This window comes from Seohaeicola sp. (assembly GCF_048006315.1).
In the GTDB taxonomy this organism is placed as follows: Bacteria; Pseudomonadota; Alphaproteobacteria; order Rhodobacterales; family Rhodobacteraceae; genus Seohaeicola.
On the sequence record NZ_CP180350.1, the window covers coordinates 867,497 to 891,741 of the forward strand.

A 24,245-nucleotide genomic window follows, 5' to 3' on the forward strand; every position below is an offset into this window, starting at 1 on the left:
TGGGGCAGCCCGTCCAGGAGGGCTGCATTTACGCCTTATTTCCGCTTCACTTGCGCAGAGTAAGCGTCGTCCATTCACCAATCTCCTCGCGATGGACAAGATTGATGCCGGATGCTGCATAAACCGAGATCACCTCGTCGGCCTGTTCATTCAGAATCCCCGACAGAATGGCATAGCCACCGGGAATCAGATGCTCGGCCATTTCGGGTGCAAGCTCGATCAGCGGGCCTTTCAGGATATTGGCGAAGACCAGATCGAAAGGGCTGGCCGCCAGGATATCGGGATGGGTAAAGCCCGTCGCCTCGACGCAATGCACCCGGCCCTCCAGCGCGTTGGCCGCCACATTTGCCTCGGCCACTTCGACCGCGACCTCGTCGATATCGCCTGCAAGAACGGGGTTCGGCCAGATCCGCGCGGCCGCCATCGCCAGAACCGCGGTGCCGCATCCGATGTCGGCCACGTTCCGGCCGGTAAACCCGCCCGTATCCAGACGGTCCAGCGCCCGCAGACAGCCTTGCGTCGTGCCGTGATGCCCGGTGCCAAAGGCCATCGCCGCCTCGATCAGCAGCGCCTCGACGCCGTCGGGCACCTTGTCGGCATCATGGCTGCCATAGACAAAGAAACGCCCCGCCACCACGGGCGACAGCTCGCGGCGCACCTTGGCGACCCAGTCGGTTTCGGGCAGTTCGGAAATGGCGAAGGGCCGCGCCCCGTGGATCGTCGCCAGCAGCGCCAGCCCGGCATGATCGGGGCGTTCGGTGAAATAGCAGGCCACTTCCCACAGGCCCGATCCATCCTCGATCTCGAAGACGCCCACGCCTTCGGGTTCGGGGGTAAGGGTCTCGACCGCCTCTCCCAGCGCCTCGGCGGGGGTCTTGCCTGTCAGGGTGGTGATCGCGGTAAAGGTGGGCATGGCGTCTCTCCGGTTTGCGGGTGCTGCCGCTGCGCCTATGTCGATGCGCGCCCGGCGTCAAGCGTGGCGGAAGGGCGGGCGCCCATGCGGCGCACGAAACGCCAGCCGATCAGCCCTGCCATCAGCCCGGCCAGGATATTGGCCAGCGCCTGCCCCATGATCACGCCGCTGCCCGCATAGATCGCGCCCAGGCCGAATGCGAAGGGCGCCATCAGGATCGCATCGCGCGACCAGTTCGCCGCCGTCGCCCACAAAGGGCGGCCCAGGTTGTTGAAGGCCGCGTTCGACACGAAGAGTGCCCCGGTAAAGACCAGCGCCCCTGCCCCGTAAAACGCAAAGGTCCGCACGATCTGCGCCCCCTCGGATCCCAGTCCGAAAGAGCTTGCGATCAGGTCCGCGCTGAGGATCAGCAACAACCAGACCACGGCGGTATAGGCCAGACAGAACTTGAGCGCATCGACATAGGCCTGCGCCACGCGGTCATATTGCTTGGCGCCGTAGTTCTGGCCGATGATGCCGCCAATCGCGCCGGACAGGGCGAAGATGCCGCCGAAGCAAACGATGGTCAGGCGCATCACCACGCCCAGCCCCGCCACGGCGCTGTCGCCATGTTCTGCCATGGCGCGCACCAGCACCCAGTTGCCGAACGGGGTCGACACCTGCGTGGCCACCGCCGGAATGGCAATGGCCGCAAACGGCGCCATGAATGTGCGCAGATCGACCATGCTGGGCCGCGCCAGCAGGTTGCGCGAGCGGCTGACCCAGTAGAACCCCATCACCGCCATCGCAAGGCGCGACAGCACGATGGCCCCGGCCGCCCCGCTGACGCCCCAGCCCATCCAGACGATCAGGATCGGATCGACGATCAGCGCCACGACGCCTGCCGACACGGTGACCATCATCGCCCTCCACGCCTCACCGGCCGCGCGCAGCACGGCACTGGCGCACATGCCGATGGCGACAAAGGGCAAGGATGGCAGAGAGATGCCAAGGAAATCCGCCGCCACTTCCAGCGCCTCACCCTCGGCGCCGGTCCAGATCAGGATCTCGCGGCGGAAGATGAAGACCAGGATCGCCAGCGCCGTCTGAAAGCTTGCGCCGTAGATCATCGAGGATGTCGCGATGCGCCGCGCCTCTTCCGGGTCGCCCATGCCCAGCGCCCGGCTGACCAGCGCCACCGCGCCGATCATCATGCCCACGGCCACGGACATCACGAAGAACTGGATCGTGCCGGCAAAACCGATGGCGGTGATCAGCACCTCGTTGTCAAGGCGGCTGATCCACCACAGGGCCAGGAAATCCACAAGGAACAGAAAGCTCAGGCCAAGCGACCCCGTCAGCGTCATCACCACGACATGACGCATGGTGGACCCGGTGACGAACTTGCCGCGTCTGTCCGGTTCGGGGGCTGCGCTTGTGTCGGTGACGGAATGGTCCATGGGTCTCTCGCTCACGCGGCCGGGGCCGGCGCGAAGCGGGCGAATATGGTTTCATTGCCCGGCTCTGGATGGCGCGGGATCAGCAGCGCAAGGCACAAGGACACGCCCGCCATCGCCGCGGCCAGTACAAAGACCGAACTGGGCGAGACCAGCCACAGATACCCCAGCGAGGCAGGCAGAAACACCGCCGCGATGTGGTTGATCGTAAAGGCCACCGCAGCCGTGGGGGCGATGTCGCGCGGATCGGCGATCTTCTGGAAATAGGTCTTCAGCGCCAGCGCCATCGCAAAGAACACGTGATCCATCACGTAAAGTGCTGCCGCCACCATTACGCCCCAGCCGAACCAGTAGATCCCGCCATAGCCAAGGAACACGCAGATCAGACCGAAATACTCCACGCACAGCGCCTTGCGCTCGCCCCAGCGGGCCACCGCACGGCCCAGCAGGGGGGCGGCGATCATGTTGATCACAAGGTTGATGGTGAACAGGGCCGTCACCTCGTGGACGCGGAAGCCGAATTTCTCGACCATCATGAAGCCTGCGAAAACGACGAAGATCTGCCGCCGCGCGCCCGACATGAACTGCAGCGCATAATAAAGCCAGTAGCGGCGGCGCAGCACCATTTTCTTGATCTGCGGATCGGGGGCCTCGAACTGCGGATAGGCCAGAAGCGCGAACAGCGCCGCTGCCGCCGTGATGCCGCCCGCCAGCAGGTAGACCATGTTGTAGGTCAGGCCCAGCGCCTCCCAGGTCACGATGATGCAGAGGTAGGCCACCAGCGTCGCGCCCGAGCCTGCAGCCAGCAGCCAGCCCAGCATCTGCGGCGCGCGGTCCTTGGGCAGCCATTGCAACTGCAGCGACTGGTTGACCGTCTCGTAATAGTGAAACCCGATCGAGGACAGCATGGTGATCGTCAGGATCCCGCCCAGCGTCGGAAACCACGCCGTCATCGCCGTCGCCACCCCCAGCAGGATCAGGGCCACCATGCCCAGCACCTGTTCGCGCATGAACATCAGGATGGCGATCACGCCAATCGCCAGAAAACCGGGAATTTCGCGCACGGTATGCAGCCAGCCGATGTCGGACCCGTCGAACTGCGCCACCTCGATGACGAAGTTGTTCAGCAGCGCAGACCATGTGGCAAAGGCGATGGGCATCGCCGCAGCCATCAGGAACAGCAGGGCCACCGGTCTGCGCCAGACCGGCAAATCCTTGGCAAGGGCAAGCGGGATAATTTGCATGTTAACGGCTTACGCCGATTTTTCGACCAAGGCGAGAGGCAAGATAACGCATTCGCGCACAACCGCCTGTGCAGGGTTCATCACCGCGCGGGGCCGCCCCTCAGAGCGGCGAGAACCGGTACTCGACCTCGGAAAAACGGTCGCGCGGAAAGACATAGAGCATGCGGTACCCGTCCGGCCCCGCCACGGTGCCATGCTCTGCATCGCCCGGGATATAAAGCGCCGTGCCCGGCCCCATCGGATTGGGCACACCGTCCACCGTCACGATCGCAGACCCTTCGAGGCCGAAATACACCTCGGCCGGGGCGTGGCGATGCGGCAGCAGCGTGCCACCGGGCGCGAATTCCGCGATTCCCATGACAACGCCGCCGGTCTGGGTGCGGTCGGCACAGAACAGCGTCCGCCAGCGGACCGTACCGTAAGCAGGATCCTCGCCCCCCTCCAGCGGCTGCTCGGACGCTTCAAGGCGGATCGGCATGGCCGCCATGGCCAGCATGGCCGCGGCCAGCATCCCGGCCTGCGCGTCCGGCTGCATCCCGTCAACGGGTGTCACGATCTGATCCATGCCCGCATTCCCTCTGCCGCGCGCCTCTGTCCTGAATCTGCGGATAAGGCCGCCCAAGGCGGAATTCGCAACCGATTGCGACATGGAAGTTGTCAGTTTCGACCAAAGCGCCGCTGCGGGCAGGCTGCGGATGATCTGGATCAAGGACCATTCCCCCTGTTGATGGCATTGCCATGGGCAATCGGCATGACGGGAACGGAACGATGGACATACTCAGCCTTGTGGAATGGATCGGCGAAGAGCCGACGGCGGCCGTTCTTGGCCTCATGACCGGCGTGGTCTTCGGGGTGGCGGCGCAACGCTCGCGCTTCTGCCTGCGCGCGGCGGCAGTGGAATTCGCGCGCGGCCAGCTGGGCGACAAGGTCGCGGTCTGGTTGCTGACGATTTCCACCGCCATCGTCTGGGTGCAGGGTGCACAGATGCTGGGGCTGATGCGCAGCGCCGATGCCCGCATGATGGCGGTGCCGGGCAGCTGGTCTGGCGCGATCATCGGCGGCCTTCTGTTTGGCGTGGGCATGGTGCTGGCGCGCGGCTGTTCGGGGCGCCTTCTGGTGCTGGGGGCCACGGGCAACCTGCGCTCGATCGTGTCGGGGCTGATCTTCGCGGTGGTCGCACAAATGAGCATCACGGGCTGGCTTGGCCCCTTGCGCGACTGGCTGGCAGGGCTTTGGGTCACCTCTGGCGGGCGCAACATGAACCTGTTGTCGGCACTGCATCTGCCCGATTGGGGCGGGCTGGCCATCGGCGCGGCCATGGCCCTGCTGGCGCTGGAACTGTCGCGGCGCAACCGGATCGGGGTCTCGCGCCTTGTCTTCGCCTCGGGCGTGGGCTTTGCCGTGGCCCTTGGCTGGGTCTTGACCTTCGGGCTGTCGCAGATCGCGTTTGAGCCCGTGCAGATCGAAAGCGCCAGCTTCACCGGGCCTTCGGCGCGCACGCTGATGTTCACGCTGGACCGCGCCTCGGTGCTGGAATTCGACATCGGACTGGTGCCCGGCGTGTTCCTGGGATCGTTCCTGGCCTCGGTCCTCGCGGGCGAGTTCAAGTTCCAGGGCTTCGAGAACGAAAGCAACATGCGCCGTGCCATCTTCGGTGCGGCCCTCATGGGCTTCGGCGGGATGCTGGCGGGCGGCTGCGCCATCGGCGCGGGCGTGACCGGCGGATCGATCTTCGTGGGCACCGCCTGGCTTGCGCTTTTCGCCATGTGGGTTGGCGCGATCCTGACCGATATGGTGGTCGATCAACAGGGCCGCGCGGTCACTGCCTGAGCCACCGCTTGAACCTGCGTCGCGCGGATGCATGCGCCTGTCGTTTCCGGGCTGTCGCGTGATCCGGGCGGCTGATACCAACCGGGCAACAGACCTGCCCGGAGAGACCGATGACCCACCATGTACTGACTGTCCAATGCCCCTCGACCCGTGGCATCGTCGCGGCGATTTCCGGTTTTCTGGCCGCCAACGGCTGTAACATCACCGACAGCCACCAGTTTGACGATCCGCTGACGGGCATGTTCTTTGCACGCATGACCTTTCAGGCCGAAACCGGCGCTGCACGCGATGCGCTGCGCGAGGGGTTCGCCCCCATCGCCGAGACCTTCGCGATGGACTGGGCGATCCATGACGCATCCGAGCGGATGAAGGTCCTGCTTATGGTGTCGAACTTCGGCCATTGCCTGAACGACCTGCTCTACCGCTGGCGCATCGGGGCGCTGCCCATCGACATCGTGGGCGTGGTGTCCAATCACATGACCTATCAGAAAGTCGTCGTGAACCACGACCTGCCCTTCCACCAGATCAAGGTCACGAAAGAGAACAAACCCGAGGCCGAGGCCCGCCTGATGGCCCTGGTCGAGGAATCGGGCGCCGAGTTGATCGTGCTGGCGCGCTACATGCAGGTGCTGTCCGATGCGATCTGCCAGAAAATGTCAGGCAAGATCATCAATATCCACCATTCCTTCCTGCCCAGCTTCAAGGGGGCCAACCCCTATAAACAGGCCTATGAACGCGGCGTGAAGCTGATTGGCGCCACGGCCCATTACGTCACCGCCGATCTGGACGAAGGCCCGATCATCGAACAGGACACCGTGCGCATCACCCACGCCCAAAGCGCCGAGGATTACGTCAGCCTTGGCCGCGACGTCGAGGCACAGGTCCTCAGCCGCGCGATCCACGCCCATATCCACCACCGCGTGTTCCAGAACGGCAACAAGACCGTGGTCTTCCCCGCCAGCCCCGGCAGCTACGCCTCGGAACGGATGGGGTAAGGGAGGACCCAACGCCCGCCTCAAGCGCCGCGCGGTCGCCGACACGCGGGGAGGCGATGCGACGATAATTCCGGGGCAGTTTATCCCCGCCCAGTCATCGAACCTCAGTTAATGCCACCACGGTAGCAAAATCGCCGCCCCGGGGGGCGTGTCGGCGATTGCGCGGCGGTGCTGCGCACCTTGACTCCGCGCAGGGTCCTGAAGCATCTGTCGCTCTCCGCTCCGCCACCCCGCGTGGCGGCAACCGTGCGACTTTATGCAAGGGAGCGGTTTAAGGCCTTAGCGGACATATGAAATCGCTGCGGCTTGGGGCTAAGACAGGCACGTTGATCCACCGTTCTGGCTTGTTAAAGATTTCGATCGGAGATACAAACCAATGCGTACTGTGCCTGCATGTACGACCTGTCAAGCGTACTTGCGGCAAGGGAAGGCGGCAATTCTCCGCCATATTGCTGGAAATTGCGTATCATCGTAACAAGTAGGAATAGAGAGTAGCAATGAACGAGGTAATCGGTACTGGGTTGTTTGCTTTGGTTGCGGCTCTTGTGGCTATTTCATATCAGTATTGGCAGTTTCGAAAGCAACTGCAAGTTGCACATGACGATACTATATCCGAAAGCAAAAAACGCGTAATCGAAGCGCTCATAGCTTTTAGATTTGTGCTTACCTCAGAGGGGAAAAATGATCCTGAGCCGTCAATGCGCTTCAATGCAGCATTATCTGCAATTCCTGTTCATTTCTCACACAGCAAAGCGTGCTTAGGGAAAGTCTGAAAAACCTGCCGGTTTCAGTGTGATGTGGTAGGCTGCGGGCATCGATCGAAGGAGACCGTGTTCATGCCCAAACAGCCCGCCATTCCCGGCCTTTGCGACGCGATGAAGAAGAAGATCACACGGCGCGAGCAGTTTCTGGCAGAGATGGATGCGGTGGTTCCGTGGGGGCGGCTGCTTGCGCTGATCGCGCCACATTACCCGAAGGTTGGGCCGAAGGGCGGGCGGCCTCCGATGCCGCTGGAGACGATGCTGCGCATTTACTTCCTACAGAATTGGTACGCCCTGAGCGACCCGATGGCCGAAGAGACGCTGTATGACAGTGAAGCGATGCGCCGCTTCGCTGGGATCGAACTGGGCTATGACCGCATCCCCGACGAGACCACCATCCTCAACTGCCGGCATCTTCTTGAGCGTCACGGGCTGACCGAGGTGATCTTCGCCGAAGTGAACGCGCATCTGGCAGACAAGGGGATCACGCTGCGCTCTGGCACGCTGGTGGATGCCACGATTATCGATGCGCCGTCTTCGACCAAGAACCAGGCCAGGGCGCGGGACCCCGAGATGTCTTCGACAAAGAAGGGCAATGACTGGTATTTTGGCATGAAGGCCCATGTCGGTGTCGACGTGGACAGCGGCACTGTCCACAGCCTAGAGGCCACGACCGCAAAGGTGCATGACAGCCGGGTCTGGGATGAACTGCTCCATGGCGAAGAGAAGTCGGTCTGGGCCGACAAGGGCTATGTCAGCGCCGAGCGCGAGGCTGCGTTCAGCAAGGATGGCAAGGTCTGGGGTGTGATGCGCAAGGCGCCCAAGGGCGGCAAGCTCGACCCCATCGACGAGGAGATCAACCGGATCATCGCCATGGTGCGCGCCAAGGTCGAACATCCCTTCCGGGTCATCAAGCGGCAGTTCGGTCACATGAAAACGCGGTATCGCGGTTTGGCAAAGAACCGGGCCCATCTGTTCACACTGTTCGCGCTCGGCAACCTGTTCCTCGTCCGACGACGGCTACTGGCATGAGGACGAGTCTGTCGGAAATCGGCATCAACGCCGCTCAGGCGGCTCAAACAGCGCCAAAATCACTGGAAACGGTGCTTGTCTGGCCCCATAGTGCCCTCAAGCGGCAATATCGGCGCAGCCGAGGCCGTTGATCAGACTTTCCTTAGATAAGTACCGAGCCATCGGCGATAATTTCACTGCAGAAAAATACTATGATTTAGTCATCGAATTGATGAAAGATGTGCCACTTGGAACGGCATCATTTGATAAACATCTTCTAGAGAATGTGCCCCGCGTCACACCAAAAAATGATTAAACCTAAAATCACTTGCTCACGAATGCCTGCTCCATCCCGCAAAGCCGACCAACGCGACTTAACGGCAAACCCGTTAAAATACCCCTAACGCGCCTGCGTAACCCCTTGATTTTTATCATAATGAAAAATGCCCCATCATGGGACACCCCCAAAGCCCCCTTCAGTAGAAACTCTGCGGATCGATATCGACGGCCAGCCGCAGGCTGCCCGTCAGCCTCACTTGCGCCAGCCAGCGGGTCAGCGCCGCCTGCAGGGGCGCGCCCTTGTCGGCCCGGATCAACAGACGCACCCGGTGCCGCCCCCTGATCCTTGCGATGGGGGCCGGGGCTGGCCCGTAGACCTGCGCCCCGATCTGGCGCAGCGGCCCGTCCATCCGCGCCAGCGCCGTGCCCAGTTCGAAAGCCGATTGCGCGTCATTGGCCGAGATGATGATCCCCGCCATCCGCCCGTAAGGCGGCACCCCCGCCTGCCGCCGCTCCTCGGCCTCGGCGCGCCAGAATCCTTCCTCGTCGCCCGCCAGAATGGCGCGGATCACCGGATGTTCGGGCTGATGGGTCTGCAGAAGCGCCTGCCCCCGCTTTTCGGCCCGCCCCGCGCGCCCCGCAACCTGCCGCATCAGCTGGAATGTCCGCTCGGCGGCGCGCAGGTCGGACCCTTGCAGCCCAAGATCGGCATCGATCACCCCCACCAGCGTCAGCAGCGGAAAGTTGTGCCCCTTGGCCACCAGCTGGGTGCCGATGATGATATCGGCCCCATCGGCCGCGATATTCTCGATCTCGGCCTTCAGGGCGCGCGCGCTGGCATACATGTCCGACGACAAGGTGGCGACGCGCGCCTGCGGGAACAGCGCCTGCGCCTCTTCGGTCAGGCGCTCCACCCCCGGCCCCACCGGGGCCAGCTTGCCCGCGACACCGCAGGCGGGGCAGACCTCGGGCATGGGTTTCGTCTCACCGCATTGATGGCAGACCAGCCGCTTGAGGAATCGATGCTCCACCATCCGCGCGTCGCAATGATCGCAGCCGATCTGATGCCCGCAGGCCCGGCACACGGTCGTGGGGGCATAGCCGCGCCTGTTGATGAACAACAGCGCCTGCTCGCCCTGCGCGATGCGCGTATTGACCGCCGCCTGCAGCGTGGGCGAGATCCAGCGGTTCGTCGGCAAGGTTTCCGCCCGCATGTCGATGGCGCGCATCTCGGGCAGGACGGCCGCGCCGAAACGATCCGTCAGCACCAGCCGGTCATATTTGCCCGCCTCGGCATTGGCCCAGCTTTCAAGGCTGGGCGTGGCCGAGGCCAGAACCACCCTTGCACCGCATATGGCCGCGCGCAGCACCGCCATGTCGCGGGCGTTGTAAAGCACGCCATCCTCCTGCTTGTACGAGGTGTCATGCTCCTCATCCACCACGATCAGGCCAAGCGCGCGGTAGGGCAGGAACAGCGCGGATCGCGCCCCGACCACCAGTTGCGCGCCACCTTCGGCAACCATCCGCCAGATGCGGCGCCGTTCGGTGACCGTCACGCCTGAATGCCATTCGGCAGGGCGCGCGCCGAACCGTGCCTCGACCCGCGTCAGGAATTCCGCCGTCAGCGCGATTTCCGGCAGCAGCACCAGGGCTTGACGCCCCTGCCGCAGGGCTTCGGCCACGGCCTCAAGATAGACTTCGGTCTTGCCCGATCCGGTCACCCCACGCAGCAGCGTCGTGCCATAGGTGCCGCGCGCGATGGCCGCGCGCAGCGCCACGACCGCCGCCGCCTGATCCTCGTTCAGCGCCTTGCCGGGCAGCGCGGGATCCAGCGTGGGGAAGGGCATGTCGCGGGGGCTGTCCTCTTCCAGCACCGCGCCCTGGGCCGCCAAGCCCTTGACCACGCCGGTCGAGACGCCCGCCATCTCGGCCAATTCGCGCAGGGTGAAGGCCAGCCCGCCATAGTCGCGCAGCACCTCAAGCACCTTTTGGCGCGCAGGCGTCATGCGGTCGGGCGCCCCCTGCCCCAGCCGGTAGATCCGCCGCGTCGCGGGTGCATCGCCCAATCCGGGCGCACGGGTGGCCAGCCGCAGCATCGCAGGCAGCGGCGTCATCGTATATTCGGCGGCGCGCGTCAGGAAATCCTGCATTTCCTCGCGCATCGGCGCCACATCCAGCACGCGGCTGGCATAGCGGACCTTGGCAAGGTCGAAATCGCCCTGCCCCGGCCCCCAGACCACCCCCATCACCCGGCGCGGCCCCAGCGGCACCTCGACGAAGGCCCCGGCATGACACCCCCCTTCCGGCGCGCGGTAGTCCAGCGTCCGGTCCAGCGGCTGCGTGGTCAGCACCGCGATCAGGTCGCCATGGTGGTAGAAATCGCTCACGGGGCTGCGGCTTTCGGTGAAAGGGGTTTCAGGGTTCTGCACTATGGGGTAAAGCCAAGGCAACAAAAGGCCAAGCCCCGAGGGAGCGTCATGAAGTTCTTTGTCGATACCGCAGAAATCGCCGCCATTGCCGAGTTGAACGATCTGGGCATGGTGGACGGCGTGACCACCAACCCTTCGCTGATCCTCAAGTCAGGCCGCGACATCCTTGAAGTGACACGCGAAATCGCCGAACTGGTCGATGGTCCGGTCAGTGCGGAAGTGGTCGCGCTCGAGGCAGAGGCAATGATCGCCGAAGGGCGCAAGCTGGCCGCCATCGCGCCAAATATCGCGGTGAAACTGCCGCTGACCTGGGACGGGCTGAAGGCCTGCAAGGTCCTGTCGGGCGAGGGTTTCATGGTCAACGTGACGCTGTGCTTCAGCGCCAACCAGGCACTGCTGGCGGCTAAGGCGGGGGCCACCTTCATCAGCCCCTTCATCGGGCGTCTGGATGACATCAATCTGGACGGGATGGAGCTGATCGAGGACATCCGCACCATCTATGACAATTACGGCTTCGAGACGCAGATCCTTGCCGCCTCGATCCGTTCGGTCAACCACGTGCTGGATTGCGCGCGCATCGGTGCGGATGTGATGACGGCCCCGCCTGAGGTGATCAAGAAACTGGCAAGCCACCCTCTGACGGACAAGGGTCTTGAGACGTTTTTGAAGGATTGGGAAAAAACGGGGCAGAAAATCCTCTGACCCCGTGCTATAAGACCGGCAAATCAAGAAAACGACCCGAGGCAGGAATGAGCACGAAACCCGGAATGGACAGCGCGCTGCGCGAAAAGATCATGGCGCAACCCGATGTCATCCTCGAGGATCGCGACCTGATGCGCGCCCTGATCGTCGCGAACGAACGGATGATGGGCGCGAATATCGTGGATCTGCGCGGCATTGCCATGGAACGTCTCGAGGCGCGGCTTGACCGTCTGGAAGATACCCATCGCAGCGTGATCGCCGCCGCCTATGACAACCTTGCCGGCACCAACCAGATCCATCGCGCGATCCTGCGGATGCTCGATCCGATGGAATTCGAAGTGTTCCTGCGTGATCTCGGCGGCCCTGTCGCCGAAATCCTGCGCGTGGACAGTATCCGGCTGGTGCTTGAATCGGTGCAGAACGATCAGGACCCGGTGGTGCAGCGCCTGGGCGAGGTGCTGCGCGTGGCGCAACCCGGCTTTGTCGCGGATTACCTCAGCGCCGGGCGCGATGCGCCGCAGCGTCAGGTGACGCTGCGCCAGATGCAGGAAGGCAGCCCCGCCATCTATGGCGACAAGGCCGGCTGGATCCGCTCCGAGGCCTGCCTGAAACTGGACTTCGGTGCCGGGCGCCTGCCCGGGATGCTGGTGATGGGGTCCGAGGATCCGCATCAGTTCAACCCCAGCCAGGGCACTGACCTTCTTGGCTTTTTCGCCGGCGTATTCGAACGGTCCATGCGCCGCTGGCTGTCATGAGCCTGGTCTCGCCCGCCGCAGCCGAGGCACTTCGCGCCTGGCTGGAGGGGCAGAAAACCCTCAAGGGGGCATCCGAGAACACGATCGAGGCCTATCGCCACGACGTGCTTGATTTCATTGCATTCATGACGGCCCATTCCGGCGCACCGCAGGGTCTGTCGGCCCTGGCACGGATCAGCGTGTCGGACATGCGCGCCTGGATGGCGCGGACCCGCAGCAGCGACGTGGGTGCACGGTCGCTGGCGCGCAAGCTGTCGGCGGTCAAATCCTTCTACCGCTGGCTTGCCACGCGCGAGGGGTTCGAGCCGACGGCGGTGCTGTCCACACGGTCGCCCAAGTTCCAGCGCAAGCTGCCCCGCCCTCTGGCCGAGGATGCGGCGCGCGCCATGATCGACAGGGTCGAATTGCAGGCGCGCCAGGATTGGGTTGCCGCACGCGACATGGCCGTGGTCACGGTCCTTTACGGATGTGGTCTGCGGATATCCGAGGCGCTGTCTCTGACCGGCGCGGACCTGCCGCTGCCATCTGTGCTGCGGATCACCGGCAAGGGCGGCAAGGAACGCGTGGTGCCCGTGATCCCCGCGGCGCGCGACGCCGTGGACCGCTATGCCCGGATCTGCCCCCACCCGCTTGAGGCGGATCAGCCGCTCTTTCGTGGCGTGCGGGGCGGTGCCTTGAACCCGCGCGCGATCCAGAAGGTGATGGAACAGGCACGGCTGCAACTGGGCCTGCCCGCAAGCGCCACGCCCCACGCGATGCGCCACAGCTTTGCCACCCATCTGCTGAACGCAGGCGGCGATCTGCGGGCAATCCAGGAATTGCTGGGCCATGCCTCGCTGTCCACCACGCAGGCCTATACGGCCGTCGACACCGCGCGGCTGATGCAGGTCTATGACGCCAGCCACCCCCGCGCGGCCCATGGCGCCAAGGGGGCCGCATGACACCGCAGATCAAGGCGCTTGGGGTACATCTTCTGACGGCCACCGGCGCCGTCTTTGCCATGCTGGCCATGCTGGCGGCCGTGGATGGCAAATGGAGCCTGATGTTCCTGTGGCTGGTCGTGGCCTTCGCGGTAGACGGGATCGACGGGCCGCTTGCGCGCAAATACGAGGTCAAGAAATACGCGGGCGAATTCGACGGCGTGCTTCTGGACCTGATCATCGACTACCTCACCTATGTCTTCATTCCCGCCTTCGCGCTGTTCAAATCCGATCTGCTGCCCGGCTGGACCGGCTGGTTCGCGATCATCGTGATCACTTTCGCAAGTGCGATGTATTTCGCCGATACGCGCATGAAAACAAAGGATAATTCCTTCTCGGGCTTCCCCGGCTGCTGGAATATGCTGGTCCTTGTGCTCTTCGCGCTTTCGCCCGACTTCTGGATCATCCTGATCCTTGTCTCGCTGCTGGCCGTGGCGATGTTCTTTCCGCTCAAGTTCATCCATCCGGTGCGCACCGAACGCTGGCGCAACCTGTCTCTGCCCATGGCGCTTGCCTGGACCTTCTTTGCGGGTTGGGCGGCCTGGGTGGATTTCCATCCGGAAAGCTGGGCGCATTGGGGCCTGGTGCTGACCTCGGTCTACCTGCTGTTTGCAGGCATCGCGCAGCAGATCATCCCGGAACGCACGGCGCGCTGAGCACGCTCGATGCAACGCACAAGGGGCGAAGCCTGCGCTCCGCCCCCTGTTTCTTCTTGCTTCAAATATCCAATCACACCCGCGGCCACGGGTGCGACGCGGCTCAGCCGAGTGCCGCGTCGCAACGGCCGCAGACGCCGTGATGCGCATGGCTGCCCACATCAGGCAGGATTTTCCAGCAGCGTTCGCATTTGTCGCCATCGGCTGCGTGGAAAACCACCGCCACGCCGGGCACATCCGGCAGGGTGAAGGCGTCATCGGGTGCCGCTGCGCTGCTCAAGCCCACGGACGATGTGATGCAGACATCCTCAAACACGACAGAACCCAAGAGTTCCAGCAGATCGGTATCGGCCACATGGACCATTGGCGCCGCTTCAAGGCTGGCGCCGATCGCCTTGGCGGTGCGCTGCACCTCCAGTGCCGCGGTCACCACGCGACGCGCGGTCCGCACACGGGCCCATTTCGCGGCCAGTTCGGCATTCAGCCAATCCGCCGGGGTCTCGGGGATGTCCTGCAGATGAACCGAGCTGTCCTCGCCGGGGAAGCGTTCCAGCCAGACCTCTTCCATGGTGAAGACCAGCACCGGGGCCAGCCATGTGGTCAACCGGTGGAACAGGATGTCCAGCACGGTGCGCGCGGCGCGGCGGCGGGGCGTGTCCCCGTCGCAGTAAAGCGCGTCCTTGCGGATGTCGAAATAGAAGGCCGACAGATCCACCGTGGCAAAGTTGAACACGGCCTGGAACACGCCCTGGAAATCATAGGCGGCATAGCCCGTGCGCACCTTCTGGTCCAGTTCGGCCAGACGGTGCAGCACCCAGCGTTCCAGTTCCGGCATGTCGGCAGGCGCGACACGGTCGCTTTCGGTGAAATCGGCCAATGATCCCAGCAGGAAGCGCATGGTATTGCGCAAACGGCGATACCCGTCTGCCGTGCCTTTCAGGATCTCGGGCCCGATCCGCAGGTCGGCGGTGTAATCCGACTGTGCCACCCATAGCCGCAGGATATCCGCGCCATATTGCTTGACCACCTGTTCGGGCGCCACGGTGTTGCCCAGCGATTTGGACATCTTGTTGCCCTTCTCGTCCAGGGTGAAGCCATGGGTCAGAACACCGCGATAGGGCGCGCGCCCCCGCGTGCCGCAGGCCTGCAGCATCGAGGAATGGAACCAGCCGCGATGCTGGTCGGTGCCTTCAAGATAAAGATCGGCCAGTCCGTCCTCGGACCCGTCCGCGCGGTCGCGCAGCACGAATGCATGGGTAGAGCCTGAATCGAACCAGACATCCAGGATATCATCGACCTTGTTCCACTCAGCCGGGTTCACGATGCCGGACAGGAACCGCTCTTTGGCGCCGTCCTTGTACCAGGCATCCGCGCCTTCGGCCTCGAACGCGGCCAGGATGCGTTCGTTCACATCGATGTTGCGCAGCAGGAAATCGGGATCGGTCGGCAGTGCGCCCACTTTCGTGAAGCAGGTCAGCGGCACACCCCAGGCGCGTTGGCGCGACAGCACCCAGTCGGGACGCGCCTCGATCATCGAATACAGGCGGTTGCGCCCGGTCTGCGGCGTCCATGTCACCAATTGGTCGATCGAGGTCAGCGCGCGCTGCCGGATCGTGGTGCCATAGGTGTCCTGCCCGTCGCCCACGGGTTTGTCGATGGCGGCGAACCATTGTGGCGTGTTGCGGAAGATCACCGGCGCCTTGGAGCGCCAGGAATGCGGATAGGAATGCTTGAGCTGCCCGCGCGCGATGATCGCCTTGGCCTCGACCAGCTTTTCGATCACGGCGGCGTTCGCCTTGCCTTCCTTGCCCTTGTGATCCAGCACCTTGAGGCCGGCAAAGAAGGGCACATGGGCCAGGAATTCGGATTCCTCGCCCACGTTATGGGTCATCCGGTCCAGCCAGTTGCGCTTGACGAAGCAGTCAAAGTCATCGGCACCGTGGCTGGGCGCGGTATGCACAAAACCTGTGCCCGCATCGTCCGTCACGTGATCGCCGTCGATCATCGGCACGTCGTAATCCCAGAAACCGTTGGCCCCCTCGATCCCGTGGAAAGGATGGTCCAGCGTCAGCCCGGCCAGTTCGTCCGCGGTCACGTCACGCAGGCGGGTAAAGGCGGTCACACGCGCCTTGGTCAGGCACTCCTCGGCCAGGGCATCGGCGAAAAGATAAAGATCACCGGGGCTTGTCCAGCTTTCCTCTTGCGTTAAATCAACGCGGTAAAGGCCATAGGCCAGCTTGGGGTTATAGGCTACGGCCTTGTTGGACGGGATCGTCCAGGGCGTGGTGGTCCAGATCACCACGCGGGCCTTGCGAAGATCGTTTGAAGCGGACTCACCCTCTCCAGCCACGATGCGCACCTTAAACGGCACCCAGATCGTGTGGCTCTTGTGCTCGTGATACTCGATCTCGGCCTCGGCCAGCGCGGTCTTTTCCACAGGTGACCACATCACGGGCTTCGATCCCTGATACAGCGTGCCGGTCATCAGGAATTTCTGGAACTCGGCCGCGATCACGGCTTCCGCGTGGAAATCCATCGTCAGATAGGGCTTGTCCCAAGTGCCGGTGATGCCCAGGCGCTTGAACTCCTCGCGCTGGATCTCGACCCAACCTTCGGCGAACTTGCGGCATTCCTGGCGGAAGGCCACAACGTCAACCTCATCCTTGTCCAGCCCCTTGGCGCGGTACTGTTCCTCGATCTTCCATTCGATGGGCAGGCCGTGGCAATCCCAACCGGGGATGTAGCGCGAATCACGCCCCATCATCTGCTGGCTGCGCACGACCATATCCTTGAGGATCTTGTTCAGCGCATGCCCGATGTGCAGGTGACCGTTCGCATAAGGCGGGCCATCATGCAGCGTAAAGGGTTGACGCGCGGTGGTTTTTGCCTTGTCGCGCAGGCGGTCATAGACGCCGATCTTCTCCCAGCGGGCCAGCCAGTCGGGCTCGCGTTGGGGCAGGCCCGCGCGCATCGGAAATTCGGTGCGGGGCAGGTTCAGCGTGTCTTTATAGTCTTGGGTTTCGGCGCTCATCAGGGGCGTCCTTCAGTCAGCGAATTCACAATGAGGATGGGGGCGGCGCGGCAGTCCATGCGCCTTTTCCCGGCGGCCCGTGGATCCATGGGCAGGATCAGGGCGCCGGGCCGGTAATTCGCCGAGATATCGCAACTACCATATGCATGGGCACCTTATAGGCCCATGGCCGCCAAGCGTCCAGAGGCGGGATGAGGCGATCTGCCCGCTTGCGGATCACAGGCGCAAAGGGCATCACCGGGGCCATGAACAGCCCCCTTCCCCCGCGCTTCCATGTCACCCGCCCGCAGATCGAAAGCGTGGTCGAAGAGTTCTACGACCTGATCCGCCGCAATCCCGGCCTTGGTCCGGTCTTTGCAGCCCATGTCACCGACTGGCCCGCCCATGAGGAAAAGATCACCCGGTTCTGGGCCAACGCGATCCTGCACGAGCGCAGCTATGACGGCAATCCGCAGCGGGTGCATGTGCAGGCCGGCGATGTGCGCGCGGGTCAGTTCGAGGTCTGGCTGGCGCTGTTCGACGGGGTGCTGCGGCGCCAGTTGCCGCCCAACACGGCTGCGGCCTGGTCCGCGCTGGCCCATCGCATCGGGCGCGGCCTGCGCATGGGCGTGGCAGATCGCGATATCGGCCCCGGCGGCATTCCGCGCCTGCGATGACCCCCGCAGCGCCCCCGGAGGCATTTGCGGTTTATCATCCAGATCCCTGAGTTATCCACATATCCACAGGGGATTTTCACGATCTTTCAATCCTTTGTGGACAAGTCCTCGCGCTGGCCGAACAACCCGGTCAGGGCCTGGCGTACCACCCCCGTGACCGAAGGGCGCGTGGCCCTGACATAGGGCAGCGGGCGGCACACTTCGATTGCGGCGATGCCGACACGTGCGGTCAGGGCGCCGTTCACGACACCCTCGCTGAAACGCCGCGAGATTTTCGACAAGACCCCACCTCCGGCCAGCGAGCCGATCAGATCGTCACCGATTGCCACGGCGCCGGTGGCGACCAGGTGGGTCATCACGGCGCGGGTCAGGCGCCAGCTGCCCAGCGTGCCGGACCGGCCGCCGTAGATCTCGGCAATGCGACGGATCATGCGCAGGTTCGCCGTCAGCGCCGCCGCCACATCGGCCAGCGCGATGGGGACCAGCGCGGTCACCGTGGCGACCTGGCGGGCCGCCCCCTCGACCTCGGCGCGGGCGGCCGCGTCAAGCGGCGCCAGAAGTTCGGATTCGGCCAGTCCCAGCAAGGTCGCGGCATCGAATTGATCGGCCTTGCGTTCCTCCAGCCGGGCACGGCCCCAGTCCAGTTCAGGCCGCGCCTTGTAAAGCCGTTCCAGCGCGCCCAGAACCTCGCGCGCCGCGCCCAGGTCTTCGGTGGCAAGCGCCGCGCGGGCGGCATGGTTCAGCTTGTCGATCCGACCGAGGCGCGCAAAGGCCGAAGCCTCGCGCAGCGCAATGGCCAGCAGAACGACCAGCAGCGCCGCGGTGATCGCCGTCACGGCATAGCCCAGCAGCGGCGCACGCGCGATCAGGCCAAGCACGAAATCCCATGCCGCAACCGAGATAACGGCCCCCAGCAGCGTCAGCGCCAGCCCCCAGAACCAGCGGGTCAACCGCGATGGGGGGCGCGCCGCCAGTTGCGCCATGCGCTGCATCGCGCGACCCTGCGGCATGTCGGTGGCGCCATCCGCCTCGGGCACGGGCGGGGCGTTGTCGGGGCCGGCCGCGGGGCGCGCATCAAGTTCGATCAGAACGGGGCCGCGCGGCCCCTGTGCGCGTGATGGATCGCTCATGCGTCACTCCTTTCCCAGACCAGAAGGACATCAGGCAGGCCTTCGTCATTCGTGGATCCCTGTCCCCGCCCGTCGCCGCGCCCCGCCTCGCGGAACCCCGCGCGGGCATAGAAACGCTGCGCAGCGGTATTGGCCTGAAAGGTGTTCAGCTCAAGCCGCGTGGACCCCGCCTTGGCCGCGTCCAGCAGGTGCTGTCCGATCCCCTGCCCGCGACATTCCTGCGCCACGTAAAGCGCATGGATGAAACCTGCATGCAGCGCCATGAAGCCCGCGATGCCTTTGCCGCGCCCTTCAGGTTCGGCCACCAGAACCCAACCGCGATCCACCATCAGCCCGGCGAAGGACAGATCCTCGGCCCGCGAATAGAGGCGCGGCATCCAGGCGGTCGTGTCGATGAATTGCGACAGGATCGCCGCCACGGCGCCCGCGTCGGTGGGTTGGGCGGGCCGGATCACAGCCGGTCCCCGATCAGGAACTGCGCGGCACGGTCCAGGCGGATATGCGGCGGGCCTTCGCCCGGACGCAGCGTCAGGGGGGCGGGCGCGAAATTCATCACCTTGTAATCGGCATCCAGCCAGCCTGCCGCGCCATCGCGCGCGGGACCCAGCAGGCGGTTGGGATCCTCGGGCAGATCGCCGGGATAGAATGCCGCCTGCTTGCCGGTCTCCAGCAGGGTGCCGCGCACGCAGTCCAGCGGCTTGCCCGCATGGGTGATGGTTTCCTCGACCGTCGCGCGCAGGGCTGCGATCGACATGGCGGCGGTCTGCGCCCCTGCAAAATCGGCGCGCGACCGCGCCTCGCGCGTCAGGGCCTGCATGATCGCGGTCAGGCGCGCGTGCTGGCCGTGATGCAGATGATCGGCCTTGGTCGCGGCGAAAAGGATCCGCTCGACCCGCTTGCCCAGCAGAAGACGGGACAGGAAGGCATTGCCACCCGGGCGGAAGGCGCCCAGTGTTTCGGTCATGGCGCGGCGCATGTCCTCGACCGCGGCGGGTCCCTTGTGAATGGCGCCAAGCGCATCCACCAGAACCACCTGCCGGTCGATCCGCGCGAAATGATCGCGGAAGAAGGGTTTGACCACCTGTGCCTTGTAGGCCTCAAAGCGTCGCGCCATCTCGCGCCGCAGGGATTTGCGCGGTCCCTCGCCGTCGCCCTCGCCGGGCAGAGGCGCGAAGGTCAGCACCGGAGAGCCTGCCAGGTCGCCGGGCAGGATGAAACGACTGGGCGTGCAGTCATAGTACCCCGCCGCCCGCGCGGCCGTCAGGTAACCGGTGAAGCGGCGCGCCAGATCCTGCGCCTGCGGCTCGTGATGGGCAGCGGCCGGATCGACGCCGCCAAGGGCCGCCAGGAAATCCGCCGCTTCCAGGCGCGCACCGATCCGCGCCACGACCTCGCGCGACCATTGCGCGTAGGTCTTGTCCAGCAACCCGAGGTCCAGCAACCATTCGCCTGGATAATCCACGATATCCAGATGCACCGTACGCGGACCGGAGAGGCCGGACAGCAGACCCGCAGGACGCACCCTGAGCGACAGGCGCAGCTCCGACACGGCCCTGGTGCTGTCGGGCCAATGGGGCTGCGCAGCCGTCAGCGCCGCCAGATGCGTCTCGTAATCGAAGCGGGGCAAGGTATCGTCGGGCTGCGGCTGCAGATAAGCCGCCTGGATCCGGCCTTCGGCCTGTGCCGCCAGCGCACCCATGCGCGCCCGGTCGATCAGGTTGGCCACCAGCGATGTGATGAAGACCGTCTTGCCCGACCGCGCAAGACCGGTGACACCCAACCGGATCACCGGCTCGAAAAAAGCCCCGGACAGGGTGTCGCCCAGCGCCTCGACGCGACGCGTGATCCCATCCGCCAGATCCGTGATTGCCAAAGGCCTGCCTCGTTCTCTGCCTGCTGCCAAGATAGGCATGACGGCGCCGGATCGCCAGAGGCAGGTCCGCCGGTGTTTCTTCTTGCCGCAAATATCCCCGCCGGAGGCATCCGCGGCCACCATCATCGCGGCATCGGGATGGATTGAGCCGTCCTGCGAATTCCTCTATGTCCCCCCCCATGCCCCGCTATGCCCTCAGGATCGAATACCATGGCGCGCCCTTTGCCGGTTGGCAGGCGCAAGCGGATCAGCCATCGGTGCAGGGTGCCGTCGAGGATGCGCTGGCGCGGCTGGAACCAGGTCCCCACCGCATCGCGGCCGCCGGGCGCACCGATGCGGGGGTGCATGCGCTGGCGCAGGTCGCGCATTGCGACATGGCACGGGAATGGGACCCGTTCCGCCTGTCCGAGGCGCTGAATTACCATCTTAAGCCGCAGCCCGTGGCGATCCTGGCCGCCGCGCGGGTGGCCGATGACTGGCACGCGCGGTTCTCGGCGCTGGAGCGGCGCTACCTTTTCCGCCTGCTGATGCGCCGCGCGCCCGCCACACATGATGCGGGCCTCGTCTGGCAGGTGCCGCGGATACTGGATCTTGAGGCGATGCGCGCGGGCGCGGCGCATCTGCTGGGCCTGCATGATTTCACCACCTTCCGCAGCACAATGTGTCAATCGGCAAGTCCGGTGAAGACGCTGGACGGGATCGAGATCGACCGGGTCGAGGGCCTGTCAGGGCCGGAACTGCAATTCCGCCTGTCCGCGCGGTCCTTCCTGCACAACCAGGTGCGCAGCATCGTCGGTACGCTGGAGCGGGTAGGATCGGGTGCATGGTCGCCGGATGACGTGAAATCAGCGCTTGAAGCGCGCGATCGGGCGGCCTGCGGTCCGGTCTGTCCGCCGCAGGGCCTCTATCTGGCGGGTGTCGGCTATCCCGCCAATCCGTTCGCGGGCTGAAACCGCGCGCAGTGGATATTTGAGGCAAGAAGAAACAGCAGCAGCAGCGCGCCGGGTCAGACCGGGAACCTGGCGACGGTGATCCCTGCGGCTTGCAGCTCGCCGCGCACCGCGCGGGCGATATCCACGGCCTCGGGCGTGTCGCCATGCAGGCAGATCGTGTCGATGCGCGTGGGGATTTCGCGGCCACTGGCGGTGACGATGGCGCGGCGCAGGACCATGTCGGTGATACGCTTGCCCGCAAGTGCCGCGTCATGGATCACCGCGCCGGGGATGGAGCGGTCGACCAGCGTGGCATCGTCGTTATAGGCGCGATCCGCGAAGATCTCGCAGATGTATCTGCAGCCCAGCGCCTGCGTCGCGGCCTGCTGTTCGGTGGCGGCCAGCACCATGATCCCGATGTCGGGGGCAACGGAAAGCGCGGCCTCGTAGAGCGCGGTGGCCAGTTCGAAATCCTCGGCGGCCATATTGGCAAGGGCACCGTGCAATTTCAGGTGGCGCACCTGCCCACCTGCCGCCCGTGCCATGGCCTGCGCGGCCCCCACCTGGTAGCGGACCTGGTTCTGCAGGGTCGCGTGGGGCACCTGCATCCGGTGACGCCCGAACCCCTGAAGGTCGGCATAGCCGGGATGGGCGCCGATGCCGACATTCTTCTTCACGGCAAGGCGCATCGTGTTCATCATCACGTCGGCATCGCCCGCATGGAACCCGCAGGCGATATTGGCCGAGGTGACGATATCCAGCAGGCTGGTGTCATCGCCCATGCGCCAGGGGCCGAAGCTTTCGCCCATGTCGGCATTCAGATCGACGCTCAGGTTCGGGGCGAGGGTCATGGGTCAGTCTCCGTTCAGGTGGTCGTCATGGGCGGATATCGCGCCGCTGATCAGTTGATAGGACAGAAGATCCTGCATCTGCGCGGGATCGCGCAAGAGGGGGCGGATGGTCGCGGGCAGTTTCGCCAGCGCCGCCACATGGCGGCGCTGCGCCTCCAGGCCTGCGTCGAGGTCGATCAACTCGAAGCGCAGCGCAACGCCGGGTCCGGCCTGCGCCACCCGGGGCAGATCGGCGGGGATGACCGTGCCGATCCTTGGGTAGCCGCCCGTCGTCTGGCATTCGCCCAGCAGCACGAAGGGGGTGCCGTCGCCGGTCATCTGGATGTCGCCGGGCACGATCACCTCGGACAGGATGCTGAGCTGGCCAGAGGCCGCGAAGGGATCGCCATCGAATTCCAGCCGCGCACCCATGCGATTGCCCCGCGCGTCGCGCTGGAACGCGGTGGCCTGGAACCTGACCAGCATCTCGGGCGCGAACAAGCCGGTCTGCATGGATCGCGTGAACCGCACCGTGCCGCCAGCGAAGCGCGGCTCGGGGTCCAGCGTCAGCCCCACCTCGGCGCGGGTTTCGTCGCCCAGCGGCAGGCGGTCGCCGGGGCGCAGGGCGCGCCCGATGCCCGCGGCCAGATGTGCCGCGCGCGCGCCCAGCACCACCTCGGTGGCGACACCGCCACCCAGATGCAGATAGCCGTAGTTGCCGCGTGCCGCGGCGCCGATCTCCAGCCGCTCGCCCGCGCGCAACAGGTGGCTGGCGTTCCAGGCCACCGCCTGCCCGTCGATGCTGACCTGCATCGGCGCGCCGGTCAGGGCGATGCGGGTATCTTGCGTCACCTCGAAACTGCCACCCAGGCCTGCCATCTCGAGGGCCGCATGGCTGGCGGGCTGGCGCAGCAGCGCTGCCCCCTCGGCCAGGGCAATGGGATCGGCGGCGCCGCCCTGCGACAGGCCCTGCCCCAGCAACCCCGGACGGCCCCGGTCCTGCACGGTGACCTGTGGCCCCGCGCGATGCACGATCAGGGCGCGGGTCATCGGATCACCTCGACTTCGGCACCGCCCTGGCCGGTCTGATCCTCGGCGCGGATACGGTCCAGTTCTGCCGGCGTGATGGCGCGCAACGAGATTTCGTCGCCGGGGCGCAGGGCAAAGGGATCATCCGCCTCGGGCCGGAAGCAGCGAAAGGCGGTCTGCCCGATATGCCGCCAGCCGGTCTGGGTCGGGGCAGAGAAGATGATCAACTGCCGGATCGCCACCACCAGCGCACCTTCGGGGACGCGCGGGGTCAGCGCGGTCTGGCGCGGGATGTCCCATTCCGGGCCAAGCTGGCCGGTGTAGGGTTGCCCCGGCGCGAAACCGATGGTCAGCACGCGGGGCCTTGCGGCGGTCAGGCTGTCGATGGCGGCTTGCGCCGTCAGGCCTGCTGCCTGTGCCGCCTCGTCGAATTGCGGGGCCAGATCGGTGCCGAAGACGCAAGGAATGCGGAAATGCCGCCGCCCGCCGGGCAGATCGGCGCGGGTCCAGTCCTGCGCGGTCAGCAGGTCTTGCAGATGCGCGATCAGGCGCGCGTGATCCAGGTGCAGCGGATCGAAGCGCAGAAACGTCGAGGTCAGCGAGGTCGACACCTCTTCGATCCCGCCCAGCGGCGCGGCCTCGATCGCGGCGCGGAAGGCCAGGGCCGCGCGATTGGCAGGTTCGCTCAACCGGTCGGCAAAGCTGACAAGAAGGCCTGCGATGCCCACGGGGGCGATGCGGGGGAAGGTTGGCGGGTCGGTCTGTAACATTGG

The 24,245-nt window shown here is 65.1% G+C and carries 23 protein-coding genes; 11 read left to right on the forward strand and 12 right to left on the reverse strand.

Annotated elements, in window-relative coordinates:
• Nucleotides 1–46 precede the first annotated feature (46 nt).
• The 4 genes from ACMUJL_RS04365 to ACMUJL_RS04380 all read right to left on the reverse strand — a co-directional run bounded on the left by ACMUJL_RS04365 (nucleotide 47) and on the right by ACMUJL_RS04380 (nucleotide 4,158).
• Complete coding sequence (locus tag ACMUJL_RS04365) at nucleotides 47–913, reverse strand: 50S ribosomal protein L11 methyltransferase (RefSeq protein WP_068291963.1); 867 nt, start codon at nucleotides 911–913, stop codon at nucleotides 47–49.
• 35 nt (nucleotides 914–948) lie between these two features.
• Complete coding sequence (locus ACMUJL_RS04370; protein ID WP_375570203.1) at nucleotides 949–2,367, reverse strand: MATE family efflux transporter; 1,419 nt, start codon at nucleotides 2,365–2,367, stop codon at nucleotides 949–951.
• Nucleotides 2,364–3,593, reverse strand: coding sequence for an MFS transporter (locus ACMUJL_RS04375; RefSeq protein ID WP_068291966.1), 1,230 nt, complete (start codon nucleotides 3,591–3,593; stop codon nucleotides 2,364–2,366). The genes ACMUJL_RS04370 and ACMUJL_RS04375 overlap by 4 nt, the downstream gene beginning before the upstream one ends.
• Nucleotides 3,594–3,693: 100 nt before the next feature.
• A complete protein-coding gene (locus tag ACMUJL_RS04380) occupies nucleotides 3,694–4,158 on the reverse strand; it encodes a cupin domain-containing protein (RefSeq protein WP_375570201.1) in 465 nt (154 codons plus the stop codon).
• Between ACMUJL_RS04380 and ACMUJL_RS04385 the strand changes: the two genes are divergently transcribed.
• The 5 genes from ACMUJL_RS04385 to ACMUJL_RS04405 all read left to right on the forward strand — a co-directional run bounded on the left by ACMUJL_RS04385 (nucleotide 4,157) and on the right by ACMUJL_RS04405 (nucleotide 8,211).
• Nucleotides 4,157–4,321 (forward strand): hypothetical protein, encoded by a 165-nt coding sequence (locus tag ACMUJL_RS04385; protein ID WP_375570199.1) that lies wholly within the window; start codon nucleotides 4,157–4,159, stop codon nucleotides 4,319–4,321. The two genes, ACMUJL_RS04380 and ACMUJL_RS04385, sit on opposite strands and share 2 nt — an antisense overlap.
• A gap of 40 nt (nucleotides 4,322–4,361) precedes the next feature.
• Nucleotides 4,362–5,423, forward strand: coding sequence for a YeeE/YedE family protein (locus ACMUJL_RS04390; RefSeq protein ID WP_375570197.1), 1,062 nt, complete (start codon nucleotides 4,362–4,364; stop codon nucleotides 5,421–5,423).
• A 110-nt stretch (nucleotides 5,424–5,533) separates the two neighbouring features.
• Entirely contained in the window at nucleotides 5,534–6,418 is an 885-nt protein-coding gene (gene purU, locus ACMUJL_RS04395; protein WP_068291971.1) for a formyltetrahydrofolate deformylase, read from the forward strand.
• A 497-nt stretch (nucleotides 6,419–6,915) separates the two neighbouring features.
• Entirely contained in the window at nucleotides 6,916–7,191 is a 276-nt protein-coding gene (locus ACMUJL_RS04400; protein ID WP_375570195.1) for a hypothetical protein, read from the forward strand.
• Nucleotides 7,192–7,254: 63 nt separating this feature from the next.
• Nucleotides 7,255–8,211 carry an IS5 family transposase gene (locus ACMUJL_RS04405; RefSeq protein WP_375568772.1) on the forward strand — a complete coding sequence of 319 codons (957 nt, stop codon included), beginning with the start codon at nucleotides 7,255–7,257 and terminating at the stop codon, nucleotides 8,209–8,211.
• 455 nt (nucleotides 8,212–8,666) lie between these two features.
• Here the strand turns inward: ACMUJL_RS04405 and ACMUJL_RS04410 are convergent, their stop codons facing one another.
• A complete protein-coding gene (locus tag ACMUJL_RS04410) occupies nucleotides 8,667–10,856 on the reverse strand; it encodes a primosomal protein N' (protein WP_375570193.1) in 2,190 nt (729 codons plus the stop codon).
• Nucleotides 10,857–10,946: 90 nt separating this feature from the next.
• On the opposite strand from ACMUJL_RS04410, the gene fsa reads away from it, so the two are divergent.
• From fsa to ACMUJL_RS04430, 4 genes are read left to right on the forward strand one after another with little or no spacing between them, the layout of a single operon-like run.
• The gene (gene fsa, locus ACMUJL_RS04415) at nucleotides 10,947–11,600 is read left to right on the forward strand and encodes a fructose-6-phosphate aldolase (RefSeq protein ID WP_068291977.1); all 654 of its coding nucleotides are present in this window, start codon (nucleotides 10,947–10,949) and stop codon (nucleotides 11,598–11,600) included.
• Between the two features lie 47 nt (nucleotides 11,601–11,647).
• The gene (locus tag ACMUJL_RS04420) at nucleotides 11,648–12,355 is read left to right on the forward strand and encodes a DUF484 family protein (protein ID WP_375570190.1); all 708 of its coding nucleotides are present in this window, start codon (nucleotides 11,648–11,650) and stop codon (nucleotides 12,353–12,355) included.
• A complete protein-coding gene (locus ACMUJL_RS04425) occupies nucleotides 12,352–13,296 on the forward strand; it encodes a tyrosine recombinase XerC (protein ID WP_375570188.1) in 945 nt (314 codons plus the stop codon). Before ACMUJL_RS04420 ends, ACMUJL_RS04425 begins: the two co-directional genes overlap by 4 nt.
• Nucleotides 13,293–13,991: a CDP-alcohol phosphatidyltransferase family protein gene (locus tag ACMUJL_RS04430; protein WP_068291986.1), complete on the forward strand. Its 699-nt coding sequence runs from the start codon at nucleotides 13,293–13,295 to the stop codon at nucleotides 13,989–13,991. Before ACMUJL_RS04425 ends, ACMUJL_RS04430 begins: the two co-directional genes overlap by 4 nt.
• A gap of 103 nt (nucleotides 13,992–14,094) precedes the next feature.
• Here ACMUJL_RS04430 and ileS read toward each other — a convergent pair whose 3' ends face one another.
• On the reverse strand, nucleotides 14,095–17,022 hold the full coding sequence (gene ileS / locus ACMUJL_RS04435) for an isoleucine--tRNA ligase (RefSeq protein ID WP_416914138.1): 2,928 nt from the start codon (nucleotides 17,020–17,022) through the stop codon (nucleotides 14,095–14,097).
• Between the two features lie 245 nt (nucleotides 17,023–17,267).
• Here ileS and ACMUJL_RS04440 point away from each other — a divergent pair, with 245 nt between their 5' ends.
• Entirely contained in the window at nucleotides 17,268–17,678 is a 411-nt protein-coding gene (locus ACMUJL_RS04440) for a group III truncated hemoglobin (protein WP_375570184.1), read from the forward strand.
• Between the two features lie 86 nt (nucleotides 17,679–17,764).
• On the opposite strand, the gene ACMUJL_RS04445 is transcribed toward ACMUJL_RS04440, so the two are convergent.
• Genes ACMUJL_RS04445 through ACMUJL_RS04455 form a run of 3 tightly spaced genes read right to left on the reverse strand, consistent with a single transcriptional unit; the run spans nucleotide 17,765 to nucleotide 20,681 of the window.
• Nucleotides 17,765–18,808 carry a YcjF family protein gene (locus tag ACMUJL_RS04445; RefSeq protein ID WP_375570182.1) on the reverse strand — a complete coding sequence of 348 codons (1,044 nt, stop codon included), beginning with the start codon at nucleotides 18,806–18,808 and terminating at the stop codon, nucleotides 17,765–17,767.
• On the reverse strand, nucleotides 18,805–19,263 hold the full coding sequence (locus ACMUJL_RS04450; RefSeq protein WP_375570180.1) for a GNAT family N-acetyltransferase: 459 nt from the start codon (nucleotides 19,261–19,263) through the stop codon (nucleotides 18,805–18,807). Before ACMUJL_RS04450 ends, ACMUJL_RS04445 begins: the two co-directional genes overlap by 4 nt.
• Nucleotides 19,260–20,681 carry a YcjX family protein gene (locus ACMUJL_RS04455; RefSeq protein WP_375570178.1) on the reverse strand — a complete coding sequence of 474 codons (1,422 nt, stop codon included), beginning with the start codon at nucleotides 20,679–20,681 and terminating at the stop codon, nucleotides 19,260–19,262. Before ACMUJL_RS04455 ends, ACMUJL_RS04450 begins: the two co-directional genes overlap by 4 nt.
• A 179-nt stretch (nucleotides 20,682–20,860) precedes the next feature.
• Here ACMUJL_RS04455 and truA point away from each other — a divergent pair, with 179 nt between their 5' ends.
• Nucleotides 20,861–21,631 (forward strand): tRNA pseudouridine(38-40) synthase TruA, encoded by a 771-nt coding sequence (gene truA / locus ACMUJL_RS04460; protein ID WP_068291999.1) that lies wholly within the window; start codon nucleotides 20,861–20,863, stop codon nucleotides 21,629–21,631.
• Nucleotides 21,632–21,687: 56 nt separating this feature from the next.
• Here truA and ACMUJL_RS04465 read toward each other — a convergent pair whose 3' ends face one another.
• The 3 genes from ACMUJL_RS04465 to ACMUJL_RS04475 are packed head-to-tail and all read right to left on the reverse strand — an operon-like array spanning nucleotide 21,688 to nucleotide 24,242.
• Nucleotides 21,688–22,464, reverse strand: a complete 777-nt coding sequence (locus ACMUJL_RS04465) for a LamB/YcsF family protein (RefSeq protein WP_375570175.1) — start codon at nucleotides 22,462–22,464, stop codon at nucleotides 21,688–21,690.
• Nucleotides 22,465–22,467: 3 nt separating this feature from the next.
• Nucleotides 22,468–23,493 carry a biotin-dependent carboxyltransferase family protein gene (locus ACMUJL_RS04470; protein ID WP_375570173.1) on the reverse strand — a complete coding sequence of 342 codons (1,026 nt, stop codon included), beginning with the start codon at nucleotides 23,491–23,493 and terminating at the stop codon, nucleotides 22,468–22,470.
• Nucleotides 23,490–24,242 (reverse strand): 5-oxoprolinase subunit B family protein, encoded by a 753-nt coding sequence (locus ACMUJL_RS04475; protein ID WP_375570171.1) that lies wholly within the window; start codon nucleotides 24,240–24,242, stop codon nucleotides 23,490–23,492. Before ACMUJL_RS04475 ends, ACMUJL_RS04470 begins: the two co-directional genes overlap by 4 nt.
• Nucleotides 24,243–24,245: the final 3 nt, after the last annotated feature.